This window comes from Streptomyces sp. NPDC050732 (assembly GCF_040654255.1).
Taxonomy (GTDB): domain Bacteria; phylum Actinomycetota; class Actinomycetes; order Streptomycetales; family Streptomycetaceae; genus Streptomyces.
On the sequence record NZ_JBFAHP010000004.1, the window covers coordinates 82,275 to 95,344 of the forward strand.

At 72.6% G+C, this 13,070-nt stretch carries 12 protein-coding genes; 4 read left to right on the forward strand and 8 right to left on the reverse strand.

What is annotated here, in order from left to right; translation table 11 throughout:
• Positions 1–183 precede the first annotated feature (183 nt).
• Positions 184–1,071, reverse strand: coding sequence for a DUF72 domain-containing protein (locus tag AB0H82_RS05170; protein WP_362988957.1), 888 nt, complete (start codon positions 1,069–1,071; stop codon positions 184–186).
• Positions 1,068–2,444: a phosphatase PAP2 family protein gene (locus AB0H82_RS05175; protein WP_362988959.1), complete on the reverse strand. Its 1,377-nt coding sequence runs from the start codon at positions 2,442–2,444 to the stop codon at positions 1,068–1,070. The genes AB0H82_RS05170 and AB0H82_RS05175 overlap by 4 nt, the downstream gene beginning before the upstream one ends.
• A gap of 150 nt (positions 2,445–2,594) precedes the next feature.
• Between AB0H82_RS05175 and AB0H82_RS05180 the strand changes: the two genes are divergently transcribed.
• The 3 genes from AB0H82_RS05180 to AB0H82_RS05190 all read left to right on the forward strand — a co-directional run bounded on the left by AB0H82_RS05180 (position 2,595) and on the right by AB0H82_RS05190 (position 4,954).
• Entirely contained in the window at positions 2,595–3,047 is a 453-nt protein-coding gene (locus AB0H82_RS05180) for an SRPBCC family protein (RefSeq protein ID WP_362988961.1), read from the forward strand.
• A 126-nt stretch (positions 3,048–3,173) separates the two neighbouring features.
• Complete coding sequence (locus AB0H82_RS05185) at positions 3,174–3,992, forward strand: MerR family transcriptional regulator (protein WP_362988963.1); 819 nt, start codon at positions 3,174–3,176, stop codon at positions 3,990–3,992.
• Between the two features lie 29 nt (positions 3,993–4,021).
• The gene (locus tag AB0H82_RS05190; protein WP_362988964.1) at positions 4,022–4,954 is read left to right on the forward strand and encodes a hypothetical protein; all 933 of its coding nucleotides are present in this window, start codon (positions 4,022–4,024) and stop codon (positions 4,952–4,954) included.
• Here AB0H82_RS05190 and AB0H82_RS05195 read toward each other — a convergent pair.
• The 3 genes from AB0H82_RS05195 to AB0H82_RS05205 all read right to left on the reverse strand — a co-directional run bounded on the left by AB0H82_RS05195 (position 4,948) and on the right by AB0H82_RS05205 (position 9,573).
• Positions 4,948–7,059: an AAA family ATPase gene (locus AB0H82_RS05195; RefSeq protein WP_362988966.1), complete on the reverse strand. Its 2,112-nt coding sequence runs from the start codon at positions 7,057–7,059 to the stop codon at positions 4,948–4,950. The two genes, AB0H82_RS05190 and AB0H82_RS05195, sit on opposite strands and share 7 nt — an antisense overlap.
• A gap of 210 nt (positions 7,060–7,269) precedes the next feature.
• Complete coding sequence (locus AB0H82_RS05200) at positions 7,270–7,908, reverse strand: fasciclin domain-containing protein (protein ID WP_362988968.1); 639 nt, start codon at positions 7,906–7,908, stop codon at positions 7,270–7,272.
• Positions 7,909–7,971: 63 nt separating this feature from the next.
• Positions 7,972–9,573 carry a molybdopterin-dependent oxidoreductase gene (locus tag AB0H82_RS05205; protein ID WP_362988970.1) on the reverse strand — a complete coding sequence of 534 codons (1,602 nt, stop codon included), beginning with the start codon at positions 9,571–9,573 and terminating at the stop codon, positions 7,972–7,974.
• Between the two features lie 191 nt (positions 9,574–9,764).
• On the opposite strand from AB0H82_RS05205, the gene AB0H82_RS05210 reads away from it, so the two are divergent.
• The gene (locus AB0H82_RS05210; RefSeq protein ID WP_362988972.1) at positions 9,765–11,204 is read left to right on the forward strand and encodes a tryptophan 7-halogenase; all 1,440 of its coding nucleotides are present in this window, start codon (positions 9,765–9,767) and stop codon (positions 11,202–11,204) included.
• 7 nt (positions 11,205–11,211) lie between these two features.
• On the opposite strand, the gene AB0H82_RS05215 is transcribed toward AB0H82_RS05210, so the two are convergent.
• The 3 genes from AB0H82_RS05215 to AB0H82_RS05225 form a co-directional block, all read right to left on the reverse strand.
• Positions 11,212–11,979, reverse strand: coding sequence for an anti-sigma factor (locus AB0H82_RS05215; protein WP_362988974.1), 768 nt, complete (start codon positions 11,977–11,979; stop codon positions 11,212–11,214).
• Entirely contained in the window at positions 11,976–12,560 is a 585-nt protein-coding gene (locus tag AB0H82_RS05220) for a sigma-70 family RNA polymerase sigma factor (protein ID WP_362988975.1), read from the reverse strand. The genes AB0H82_RS05215 and AB0H82_RS05220 overlap by 4 nt, the downstream gene beginning before the upstream one ends.
• An 84-nt stretch (positions 12,561–12,644) precedes the next feature.
• The gene (locus tag AB0H82_RS05225) at positions 12,645–13,070 is read right to left on the reverse strand and encodes an acyl-CoA thioesterase (RefSeq protein WP_362988977.1); all 426 of its coding nucleotides are present in this window, start codon (positions 13,068–13,070) and stop codon (positions 12,645–12,647) included.

Below are 13,070 nucleotides of genomic sequence, written 5' to 3' on the forward strand. Positions count from 1 at the left end.
CGGGACGTCGCCCCGGGACGGAAAACAGAAGCCCCGGACTCCCACGTGCGGAGTCCGGGGCTTGTCTTGAGCGCTGGGCAGGCCTTGCACCTGCATTTCCCCGCAGGAAGCGGGGCGTCTTTCCTTGGACGACCAACGCCTGTCCTTCGACCGGAAGTCCGGCGCGAGGAGGCGAGATTGATCTTATCGCATGACAGCCGGTGCTGCGTACGCGTCGGCCCCGAGCAGGCGCGTCATCGCCTCGGCGGCCCGCACGGCCGCGTCCGCACAGCAGTTGTTGAACAGGACGTGGACCTCTTCGGCCCGCTCGGCGAGCCCGCGCAACCGGGGCAGCCACTCGGCGAGTTCGTCGTCGGAGTACGCGTACCGGAAGCGGTCCTCCTTGCTGCCGCGCCCCCAGGCGGCACTGCGGCCGTGGAACCGCACGACGGCCAGCCGGGACCGCGTGACCGGCGCGCACGGCGGCAGGGCGGACGGCAGCGACTGGTTCATGTCGACGGCGACCGCCGTCATGCCGTGGTCCGCCAGGAGCGCGCGGGTCGCCCCGGCGTTCTCCGCCCGCCACCAGTCGGGGTGCCGGAACTCCACCGCCACCGGCCACCCCCGCGTCCGGCGCGCCGTCGCCGCGAGGAACTCCTCGGCGCGCTCCCCGGGCCGCAGCCACGGAGGGAACTGGAACAACACGCTGCCCAGCCGCCCGGCGTGCCGCAACGGCTCGATCCCGGCGCTGAACCGCGCCCAGGCCTCCGCCAGGGCCTCCTCGCTCCGGTTGTCGGCGGGCAGCCCGGCCGGCCAGTCGGCGGGCAGCGTCACCCGGGACGTCGGGTGCCCGGTGAGCAGCGAGAACGCCTTCACGTCGAACGTGAAGCCGTCCGGCGTCCGCTCCACCCAGAGCCGACTGTTGCGTTCGCGGGGCAGCGCGTAGTAGGTCGAGTCGACCTCGACGACGGGGAACCGCTCGGCGTAGTACCGCAACCGCCCGGCCGCGTCCCGCTGCCCGCGCGGGTACCAGCCGCTGCGCACCAGCGCCGGATCGGTCCAGGAACAAGTGCCCACAAGGATGTTGCTCATAGAGGCCCGGTACCCACCGGCCCGGGACCCACGCGGAGCGACCTGCCGTCGACCGGCGGTTCCGGCTGCCGCGGCAGCCGTACCGGTGCCGGCTCGGCGTCCCACAGCCTGGTGGTCCGTACGTAGCAGTGGATCACCGAGACCATCGACAGGACGACCAGCGGACCGGCCAGCCACGCGTGTTCGGCCATCTCCATCGGCAGATACCGGTACGACACCAGGAGCGCGGCGAAGACCACGGTGCCGTGGGCGACGAGGCGGATCCCCGACCGGCCCCAGCCCCGGTCGTACGCGCGCAGGGCGCCCTCGACCGTGAGGGCGAACACCACGCCCGCCACGAGGTCGACGCCGTAGTGGTAGCCGAAGCCGAGCGTCGCGCCGAGCGTGGCGACCAGCCAGAAGGCCCCCGCGTACCGCAGCGGGCGCGGGCCCTTGCGGGAGTGGATGAAGATCGCGGTGGCCCACGCCGTGTGCAGGCTCGGCATGCAGTTGCGCGGGGTGATCCCGTCGTACGGCACCGGGTGCGGGGCGGTGAGGGTCGGCGGCGTGTGCGGCCACAGGTTGGCCACCGCCCACTCCACGCCGCCGGTGCCGGAGGTGCCGGGGCCGTAGGCGAAGATCGGCCCGACCACCGGGAAGATCATGTAGATGCCCGGGCCGAGGAGGCCGATCACCAGGAAGGTGCGCACCAGGTGGTGGCGCGGGAAGCGGCGCTCCGCCACCACGTTGCGCAGCTGGTAGAGGGCGGCGACGACCGCGGCCACCGCGAGCTGGGCGTAGACGAGGTCGAGCACGTCGGCGACCGGTCCTGACGCCTCCAGGACGCGGCCCGCCAGCCACGACGGGTTGCCCAGGGCGTGATCGGCGGCCGCCACGTACGGGTCGAGCACCGTCGGGTGGGTCTTCGCCGTGATGAGCAGCCAGGTGTCACCGGTCTTGCGGCCGGCCACCAGGAGAAGGCCCAGGCCGACGCCCTTCAGCAGGAGGACACGTTCCTCGCCGGTGCGGCGGGTGATCGCGAAGACCGCACAGCCGAGCATCGCCCACAGGGCGCCGTTGCCGAAGAACTGGCCCTCGGGCACCTCGGCGTCGACGGCCCAGCGCACGAGCACGAAGACGGCGTCGATGCCGATCGCGGCACCGGCCGCGATGAACCGCTGCCGCCAGGTGAGCACCACCATCATCAGCGCGAGGCCGCCGTACAGCGGCCCGGGCTTGGGCGGGAACAGCACCTCCCGCGCCTGGTTGGTGATCGGCCCCGGCACTCCGCCGTAGCGGCGGGCGGCGATCTCCAGTGCGATGAGGAACGCGACGGCCACCGCTCCCGCCACGGCCCACAGGACCGTGCGCGGCCGGCGCGATGCGGCGAACACGGTCCCGCGGTCTATTCGTGAAAACACTCACGAACTATAGCCATGGCCGTTCGACGTGGACGGGGCGGGAGTGAACCCCCAGGACCTGGGCACTCGGCCGGTGCACGAGAAAAGAGGAACGAGGAACGACGTCGAAGAAAGGTGACATCCGTGTCGCAGGTCGAAGAGTCCGTGGAAGTGAACGTGCCGGTCCGTGCGGCGTACAACCAGTGGACCCAGTTCGAGACGTTCCCCGAGTTCATGGAAGGTGTGCAGCGGATCGAACAGCGCACCGACAAGCTCACCCACTGGGTGACGAAGATCGACGGTGTGGAGCGCGAGTTCGACGCGAAGATCACCGAGCAGATCCCGGACGAGCGGGTGGCGTGGACCACGGTGGACGGCCAGGCCCGGCAGGCCGGCGTCGTCACCTTCCACCGCCTGGACGACTCCCGCACCAAGGTCATGCTGCAGATGCACTACGACCCCGAAGGCCTGGCCGAGACGGTCGGCGACAAGCTCGGCTTCGTCAAGCGGCAGGTCACCGGGGACCTGGGGCGGTTCAAGAAGTTCATCGAGCGGCGCGACGGCGCGGAGACGGGCGCCTGGCGCGGCGAGGTCTGATCCCCGCACTCAGGTACTCAGGTACCCAGGTACTCAGCACGAAGGCCCGGACCATCTGGTCCGGGCCTTCGCCGTGACCTCGTGCTTGACTCTCCCACCGTGTCAGGGCCTGCACTGGGAGACGTGATGTTCACCATCGGAGACTTCGCCAGACACGGCCGCGTCTCGGTACGCATGCTGCGCCACTACGACGCCGTCGGGCTGCTGCGCCCGGCCCACGTCGACCCGTCCAGCGGCTACCGCTACTACCGGGCCGCCCAGTTCGCCGGGCTCCACCGCGTCATCGCCCTCAAGGACCTCGGCTTCACCCTGGACCAGGTCCGGTCGATCCTCGACGAGGACGTCAGCACCGAGGAGCTCCGCGGCATGCTGCGGCTGCGCAGGGCCGAGCTGGAAACCGCCGCCGCCGAGGCCGCGGCACGGATGACCCGGGTCGAGGCGAGGCTCCGGACGATCGAAAGCGAGGGCACCATGCCTACCGACGATGTCGTCGTCACCCCTCTCCCCGCGATCCGGGCGGCCGAGCTGACCGGCACCGCGGCGAGCTACGCGCCCCAGGACATCGGGCCGGTCATCGGCCCGCTCTTCGCCGAGCTGTGCCGCAGGCTCGACGCCGCCGGAGCCACCCCGGTCGGCCCCGGCATCGCCCGCTACGAGGAGGCGGCGGACGAGGACCGGATCACGGTGCGGGCCGCGGTACCGGTCGCCGACGGGACGGACGCGGGCGATCTGCCGGTGGTCGAGGTGCCCGGCGTCCCGCTGGCCGCCACGATCATCCACCACGGGCCGATGGACGGCGTCCTGTCCACCGCGCACGCGCTGGGCCAGTGGATCGCCGCCCACGGCTACCGCCCCGTCGGACTCACCCGCGAGGTCTCCCTGGACTGCCCCGACGACACCGCCGCGTGGGTCACGGAGCTCCAGCAGCCGATCACCGCCCTCTGACGGCCGACGGGACGACCACGAGGACACCCATGACGTATTACGTGGGCTCCGGCCCGTACTGCTATGCCCACTCCCTGGCCATGGTGCTCGGTGAGACGGCTCCGCCGCCCGCCGTCATCGAGGTGCTGACCGGGTCGCCGTTCGGCTTCCAGCTGGTCGCGGACAGGCTGCCGCTGTTCGACCCCTACGGCTGGGACCCCGACCTGGGCCTGGACGCGGCCGTGTCCCTGCTCGGCATCCGCTGCGAGCGGACCGCCGGGGGCACGGCCGGGGAGGCCGGGGAACGGCTGCGCGCGGCGGCCGCCCGCGGACCCGTCCTGGCCGGCCCCGTCGACATGGGGCTGCTGCTCCACCAGCCGGGCACACCCACCGGCGACGACGGCGCCGACCACTACGTCGTCGTGCTGGAGGCCGACCACGACACGGTGGTCTTCCACGACCCGCACGGCCACCCTTACGCGACCCTGCCGATGCCGGACTTCCTCGCCGCGTGGGAGGCGAAGACGGTCTACTACGTAGACGCCCCCTATGTGATGCGGGCGGGCTTCGTCCGGGAGCGGCAGGTCGCACCGGAAGAGGCGCTGCGGCGTTCCCTGCCGGACGCGGGGCGCTGGCTGGCGGGCCGCGACGACCTGCCCGTGCCGCCGGGAACGCTCGGCGGGGCCTCCGGCCTCGCGGCCCTGGCCGCCCGCGCGGACGGCGGACTCGACGCGGAGACGCGCGCCCTCATGGCCCACTTCGCCGTCCGCCTCGGCGCGCGCCGCGCCGCCGACGCCGCCCACTGCCTGGACTCCCTCGGACTCTCCGCCGCGGCGGCCGTCGCGACCGAGCAGTCCCGGCTGATCGGTGGCCTCCAGCACCCCCTGGTCACCGGCGACGACCTGGCCCTGGCCGACGGCCTGCGCCGGCTCGCCCCGACGTACGAACGACTGCGTACGGCACTCCTGACCGGCAGTCACTGATTCCGGCACCCGGGGGTCAGCGGGTCGGGGGCGTCCTGGGGCGTGCGGTAGCCGTTCTCGAAGACGGTGGTGTAGACGTCGTCGCCCAGGGCCCGCCGGGCCTGCGTCTCGCAGGTCCGGCGGGTGTCGATCCACTCGGAGATGCCGAGCTGCGGGACGCCGAGGGTCTCCCACGTCCGCTGGGCGAGGCCGAGCAGGTGGGCGGTCCGCCGGGCGTCACCGGCCGCGGCCGCGGCGGCGGCGAGGACGTCCAGGGCGAACGCCATTCCGAGCGAGTCGTCGAGGCGGCGTTTGGCGAGCCACGAGGCCCGGCCGTGTGCGAACGCGGCCTCCACCCGGCCGCGGGCCAGTTCGACGCGTGCGCACAGGTAGTCGGTGAAGGCGCGCGCCCACTGTTCGTCGTGCCGGTCGCAGTCGGCACGCAGGTGCTCCAGCACGGCGACGGCCTCGTCGACCCGGCCCTCGCGGAGGTACGCGATGCTGCGGACACAGCCGGCCGACTGGGTGGGCTGGGCCATCGGGGAGCACCGGTGCCGGTCGAGGACCGCCTGGGACAGGGTGACGGCGCGTGCGTGGTCGCCGACCATCACCGCCGCGATCGCAGCGAGGGTGTCGGCGCGGTCGGCCGTCGCGGCGCAGCCGAACCGGGCGGCCGTGGAAGCGATTTCGGGCACCCGCGCCCCGACCGCCGCCGGTTCCCCCAGCGTGGCGAAGACCATGCCCTCGGCCCACAGCGCCTTGCCGCGCTCCGGACTCGGTGCGCGGTCCGCGGCGAGGGCCTGTGCCAGGTAGTACTGGCCCTCCCTCGGGAACCCGCAGGCGTGCCAGAAGAACCAGAGGTTCCCGGCCAGCTCCAGTGCGGCGTGTCCGTCCGGCCGCTCGGGCCGCTCCGGCAGCAGGAGGCTCAGGTCGAGGGCGGCGCGCAGGTTGGTGTACTCCGCGGCCGTACGCGAGTACCAGGTGAGCTGCTCCGGGCCGAGCCACCCGGCGTCCGCCTGCCGGGCGAACGCGCGGTAGTGGGCCAGGTGCCGCCGGCGCAGGGGCTCCTCCTCGCCGAGTTCGCGCAGCCAGTGCGCGCCGTACTCCCGTACGGTGTCCAGCATCCGGAACCGCTCCGAACCCTCCGGCCCCGGCAGCCAGTTGGCGACGGAGTTGTCCACGAGCACGCCGAGCAGCCCCGGGATGTCGTCCTCGGGCAGATGCGCGTCGGCGCAGACCGCCACGGCCGCCTCGGTGTCGAAGGACCCGGCGAAGACCGAGAGCCGTGCCCACAGCAGCCGTTCGGCCGGCGTGCACAGCTCGTGGCTCCAGCCGATCGTGGTGCGCAGCGCCCGGTGCCAGGGCGGCGCCCCGTCTCCGGGCTCCGCCGCGGACTCCTGCAAGACGTCGAAGCGGTCCGGCAGCCGCTTCACCAGTTCGTCGACGGGCAGCCGGCCGAGGCGGGCCGCGGCGAGCTCGATGGCCAGCGGCAGCCCTTCGAGGAGCTGGGACAGGCGTACGACATCCGCCGTGCCCGCGGCGGACACGGTGAAGCCGGGCACCGTCTCGGCGGCCCGCTCGACCAGCAGCGTCACGGCCTCCGATTCGTCCATGTCCTCTCGGCTCCGCGGCACCCGCAGCGGCTCCAGGGTCAGCACCTCCTCCGCCATGAGGCCGAGGCGGCGGCGGCTGGTGGCCAGGATCTGCAGTCCCGGAGCGGCGCGCAGCAGGGCCTCGCCGGCCATCGCGCACGCGTCGGTCAGGTGCTCGCAGGTGTCGAGCACGAGCAGCAGTTCCCGGTCGGCCAGATAGTCGGCGACCACGTCGAGCAGGGGACGGGTGGACTGGTCGGCCAGGGGCAGCGCCTCCGCGATCGCGTGGGCCAGCAGGGCGCCCTCCCGCAGGCCGGTCAACTCCACCCACCACACACCGTCCGCGAACCGGGGCCGCAGTCCGGCGGCCGCCCGCCGGGCGAGTCTGCTCTTGCCGACGCCGCCCACCCCGGTCACGGTGACCAGCCGGGACCGGCCGCACAGCCGTTCCAGCTGCCGCAGTTCGAGACTGCGGCCGACCATGCTGGTGGTCTCCGGCGGCAGGTTTCCCGGCCACCGCTCAGTGGGCTCCATCGATGTGCCTTCCTGGCCCGCAGACGTGAGCGGGAGAGTAGTCCGGATCTCCGCCGACGTCGTTGGTGTGGCCACAGGTGCCAGGAAATGACGGATCAAGACAGAAAGGCGTCGCAATCTGATGCCGCTGAACGGGCCCTCGCGGAACCGCACATGTTCTCGCGGTTCCGCGAAGGCCCGCCCGGGGATACGGCAGCGGTCCGGGGCGCGTCAGCTCTTGGGCATGAGGACCGTGTCGATGATGTGGACGTTCGCGTTGGCGGTCCTGACGTTGCCGCAGACCACGTCGGCCGAGTCGTTCACCTTGTACGACTCTCCCGAACCGGACGTCGTCAGCATCGACTTCTCCAGAGTCGTGTAGGAGCCGCTCTTCAGGCCGTCGGGCGTGATCTTCTCGCCGACCACGTGGTAGGTGAGGATCTTGGTGAGCTGCGCCTTGTCGTTGAGGACCTTGTCCAGGTCGGCCTCGGGGATCTTCGCGAAGGCGTCGTTGGTCGGCGCGAACACGGTGATGTCCTCGGCGGTGTTGAGCGTGTCGACGAGGCCGGCCTTCTTGACGGCCGTCACCAGCGTGGACAGCGCAGGGTTGTTGGAGGCCGCGGTGGCCACGGGGTCCTCGGCCATCCCGTCGAAGCTGCCCTTGCCGTCCTTGGGCACGGTGGAACAGGCGGATCCGAACGGCTCCGTCATGCCGGCGTCGGCGGGGGCGGCGGCCGACGACTCGGAGGTGTCGGACGAGGCGCTGTCCTTGTCCTCGCCGTCGTCGGAGCAGGCCGTGAGAGCCAGGGGGAGGAACGCGACCGAGGCGATGGCGACGGCGGCGCGGCGGGAACGGGGTGCGGTGTTCATGTCTACTCCTGTTATGGGTACGAGAGTTGGGGGGAAGCGAGTGAGCCGGGAGGGGCGGGGGAGTCAGGTGACGGTGACCACCACCGAATGACGGCCGCTGGCCCCGTCGGGGATCGTGCGGGTCCGCTTGCCGGTCTGAACCGTGCCCGTACGGTCGGTCGCCCGCACGGCGAGGGTGTGGCCACCGGAGGTGGCCTGCCAGCGGAAGGACCACTGGCGCCAGGTGTCCCGGCTGTCCTCGGCGGCCAGGTCGGCCGGCTGCCAGGGGCCGTCGTCGACGCGCACCTCGACCTTGTCGATGCCCCGGTGCTGCGCCCAGGCCACCCCCGCGACCACCACCGTGCCCGCCTTCGGCCGGGCGAACGGCTTGGGCGTGTCGATGCGGGACTGGGTCTTGACGGGCGCCTCACGGGCCCAGTCCCGCTTCACCCAGTAGGGGTCGTAGGAGTCGAACGTCGTCAGCTCGATGTCCTCGATCCACTTGCAGGCGGAGACGTAGCCGTACAGCCCCGGCACCAGCATGCGGACGGGGAATCCGTGCTCGAACGGCAGCGGTTCGCCGTTCATGCCGAGCACGAGCAGCGCGTCGCGGCCGTCCATCACGTCGTCCACCGGAGTGCCGATGGTCATGCCGTCCACGGACCGGGCCACCAGCTGGTCCGCACGGCCGCCGCGGGCCGGGGGCACGACCCCGCACTCGTCGAGCAGTCCCGCCAACGGCACCCCGATCCAGCGGGCATTGCCCACATAGGGCCCGCCGACCTCGTTCGACACGCACGTCAACGTGATGTCCCGCTCGACCAGTTCGCGCCCCAGCAGGTCCGCGTAGGACAGGGTCCTCCCTCGCGTGACGCCCGTGCCGTGGATCCGCAGGCGCCAGGTGTCCGCGTTCACCTTCGGCACCACGAGCGCGGTGTCCACCCGGTAGAAGTCCTTGTTGGCCGTGACGAAGGAACTGATGCCCGCCACGCGGAGCTGTGCGCCCTTCGGTACGGCGGGGGCGGCCGAGCCGGGCGCGGGCAGCACGACGCTGTCGCGCGAGGCGACGGCGTCCTTGCCGCTCGCGGCGTTCAGCGACTTCCCGAGGGTCCAGGCACCCGCCGACGCGGCAGCGGCCGCGGTGGCGGCGATGACGAAACCGCGCCGGTCCCACTCGCGAGCGGTGGCCGCCCGCGGCACGTCCCCGGAACTCTCCGATGCCTGGGGGAGGTTGTCGCCCGCGGACGAGTCCCTGGCCAGGCGGCCGCTGAGCCCGTACAGCAGGCCGGCCGCGGCGACGGCGCCCGCCAACGACGGCAAGGCGTCGACCGCGCCGGTCGAGTCGGGCCGGCCGGTCGCGGCCAGCGCACCCACCACACCGAACAGCGCCACCCCCGCCGCCGCGACGAGGCGTCGTCGCAGAGCGACCACTCCCAGCGCCAGGGCCGACAGGGCGAGCACGGCGACGATGCCCAGCTGCAGGACGAGTTTGTCGTTGGTCCCGAACTGCTGGATCGCCCAGTCCTTGACCGGTGCGGGCGTCCGGTCGATCGCCGCACCGCCGACCGCTGTCACGGGCCCCGCCTCCGGGCGCACCGCGGCGGACACCAGCTCGGCCGACGCGAGGGCCGCGAAGGCGGCCAGCAGCCCGCTGAGGGCACCTGCCGCCGCCCGCCACCGGTCCACGGGGTGTCGCCGTATCTTTCGCTCGGTTCTCACATGGGGTATCCGATGCGGCGAGCCCTACGGATTGGTCCCCACCCTCGTCCTTTTGCCCCGTGCTCTTTTGCCCCGTGCCCCCTTGCCGCTGTACGCGGCGCGCCGCTACCGTCCGGCGCTGGGGCGCGGTCCACGCCGAGGGGTCGAGTGGGGGTCCGATGAGCCAGGAACGGCAGGTCGTGGTGGTCGGCGGTGGGCCTGCCGGCGCCACCGCGGCGGCACTGCTCGCCCGGCAGGGCTTCGACGTACAGCTGCTGGAGCGGACGCGCTTCCCCCGCTACCACATAGGGGAATCGCTGCTGCCTTCCCTGCTGCCCGTACTCGACGTGCTGGGCGCGCGGGACGTCGTCGAGAACCACGGGTTCGTCCGCAAGACCGGCGCCTTCTACGGCTGGGGCGGCGAGGAGTGGCCGCTGGGCTTCGACGAGCCGGACAGACCGGCCGCGTACAGCTTCCAGGTCGTCCGCTCGGAATTCGACCAGCTCCTGCTGGAGCACGCCCGGCGGCAGGGAGCGGAGATACGGGAGGAGACCCCGGTGAGGCGGGTCGCCTTCGAAGGCGGAGCAGAGGGCGCGTCCGGCGGCCGGGCCGGGGAGGTCCACTGGTCGACGCGCGGCGGCGGCAGCGGCAGGACCGGCTTCGGCTTCCTCGTCGACGCCTCCGGGCGCGCCGGGCTGCTGGCGGCCGGGCAACTGCGTACGCGACGCTTCCACGAGGCGTTCCGCAACGTCGCCACCTGGGCGTACTGGCGCGGAGCGCGCCCCCTCGCGGCGGCACCCAGCGGAGCCATCGGAGTCTTCTCGCTCCCCGAGCACGGCTGGTTCTGGGCCATCCCGCTCCACGACGGCACCCTCAGCGTCGGCCTGGTCACCGACAAGCAGTCGTTCAACGACGCCAGGAACGAGCACGGCGGCTCACTCGACGCCGTCTACCACCAGGCCCTCACCCGGTGCCCGTTGCTCGCCGGCATGCTGTCCGGCGCGCGCCGGGTGTCCCCGCTCAAGGTCGAGAGCGACTACTCCTACGTCAGCGACGCGTTCTGCAGCCCGGGCTGGTTCCTCGCCGGCGACGCCGCCTGCTTCCTGGACCCGCTGCTGTCCACGGGCGTCCACCTGGCGATGTACAGCGGCCTCCTCGCCGCGGCCGCCATCGGCAGCGTGCTGCGCGCGGAGGTCGAGGAGACGCAGGCCCGCCGCTACTACCAGATCGCCTACCGCAACGCCTACGAACGGCTCCTCGTCCTGGTCAGCGCCTTCTACCGCATCCACGACGGCCGCGACGCCTACTTCCGCCAGGCCCAGACACTCAGCCGCCGCGACCAGAGCGGGCTGCGCCTGCACGAGTCCTTCCTGAACATCGTCACCGGCGCGGAGGACCTCCACGACGCCCGGCGCGACCCGGTCGAGGAGTTCCTGCGCAAGCTCCGCCCCGCCGACGGCGACACCCCGCGACGGCCCGGCCTGGGCGGCCACGGGACCAGCCAACTGGTGCCGCTGCCGACGGCCGAGCAGCACGCCGCCGCGGGCCTGCTGCTCACGCTCGACCCGTATCCGCGACTGCGGCCCGCCCAGGACCCGGACCCGCGCCCGGACGAGTGACGTCGGGTCAGGCGGGGAAGTCCATGAGGGCCACCGGCGCGGTGGTCGGACGGTCCGATCCGCCGGCCGGCTCCACGGTGATGCCCATGCCGGTGGCCCGGTCGACAGGCCCGTCCATCAGCATCGCCTCAGTGCCGCGGCCGGAGTCCATGAGCCCGGCCGGGCGCATCGCCCCGCCGTCGTCGAACCACAGCTGGTAGACCTTCCCTCGGGGCGGATCGGGCAGATCGGCGGCGATGAACGCCGCGCGGTTGCGGGCGGCCGACACCACGACGGTGCCGCTGGCTCCATCGGGGAGCCGGCCGGTGCGGGACTTCGCGTCGGGGGCGGCCAGGACCGCCGCGAGTTCCTCGGACCGCTGCTGGACCTGCTGCTGGGTCTGCCGGGCCTCCTCACGGACTTCCTGGGCCCGCTGGTGCTGCCAGAGGCCGGTGCCGCCGCAGGCGGCGGCCGCGGCCACGCACGCGGCGAGCGCCCACCGGGAGGCCCGGCGGGTCCGGTGTGCCGCGCGACCCGGGGCGGTGTCCGGCTCGGCGCGCGGAACGTCCTGACGGACCGTGGCGATACGGCGCAGGACGTCGTCCCGCATGCCCGCGCGGGGCGCGGTGGCGACCGCGAGGCCGAGGCGGGACGCGGTCTCGGCCAGCTCGCGCACCTCCTGGGCGCACGCGTCGCAGCGGGCCAGGTGTTCCTCGACCTCCGCGCGTTCGTCGTCGTCCAGCGCGTGCGCGGCGTAGGCGCCGGTCAGCGTGTGCGGGTCGTCGGCGATGCTCATGCGTTCACCCCCAGACAGTCGCGCAGCCGGATGAGGCCGTCCCGCAGGCGGGTCTTGACGGTGCCCAGCGGAACGGCGAGGAGCTCGGCCACCTGCCGGTAGGTCAGACCGCGGTAGTACGCCAGGGTGACGGACTGGCGCTGCAGTTCGGTCAGGCCGCGCAGACACCGGCGTACCTGCTCGCGTTCCAGATGGGTCTCGACCTCCTCGCTGACCTCGTCGAACTCCGGGGTCCGCGCCAGCAGGGCGGCCTTCTGCTCCCGCGCGGCGGAGGCCACGACGGAACGCACGCGGTCCACCGCGCGGCGGTGCGCGAGAGTGAGGATCCAGTTCATCGCCGTGCCCCGCTCGGGGCGGTAGCGGGGCGCGGTGCGCCAGACCTCCACCAGGACGTCCTGGGCGACCTCCTCGGACTGGGCGTGGTCGCGCAGCACACCGCGCACCACGCCGAGAACAGGGCCGGCCGCGAGGTCGTAGACACCGGCGAACGCCTCCTGCTCACCCCGGGCCACCCGGCCGAGCAACTCCTGCAAGTCGGGCCCTGGTGCCGCCCGAACCCCGATGTGCACCACTTCTTTCACGCTGTGAGCCTCCAGCACACGAGTCGCCTGACCCTGCTGATTCGTGGCCGGCGGCGCCGCGGATTGGTCCGGCGGGACACGGGCTCAGCCGTAGGGTTCGAGTGCCCGTCGCAGGCTTTCGGGGACGCGGGCCGGGGTGGCCCGGTCACCGTCACCGCGCATGCACGCGACACGTTGCCGGCCTTTCGCGACCAGGTGCTCGGTGTGGTCCGTCTCGTCGATCCTGACGTAGGCGAACTCGAACTCGATCTGGGTCTGGGTGAGGTCGACGAGCGTCATGCGGATGGACAGTTGATCGAATGCCGTCAGTTCGGCGAAGTACTCGCACTCGCACTTGATGGTGAACAGCTTGAGGCCGTGCGTGATCTCGTGCAGGACGTCCGGTGCCTTCTCCTTGAGGAACATTTCCCTGCACCGGCCCTGCCAGCGGAAGTAGTTCACGAAGTAGACGTTGCCGACGAGGTTGGTCTCCTCGAAGCCGACGAGGTGCGGGATGTCGAAGCTCGGCAC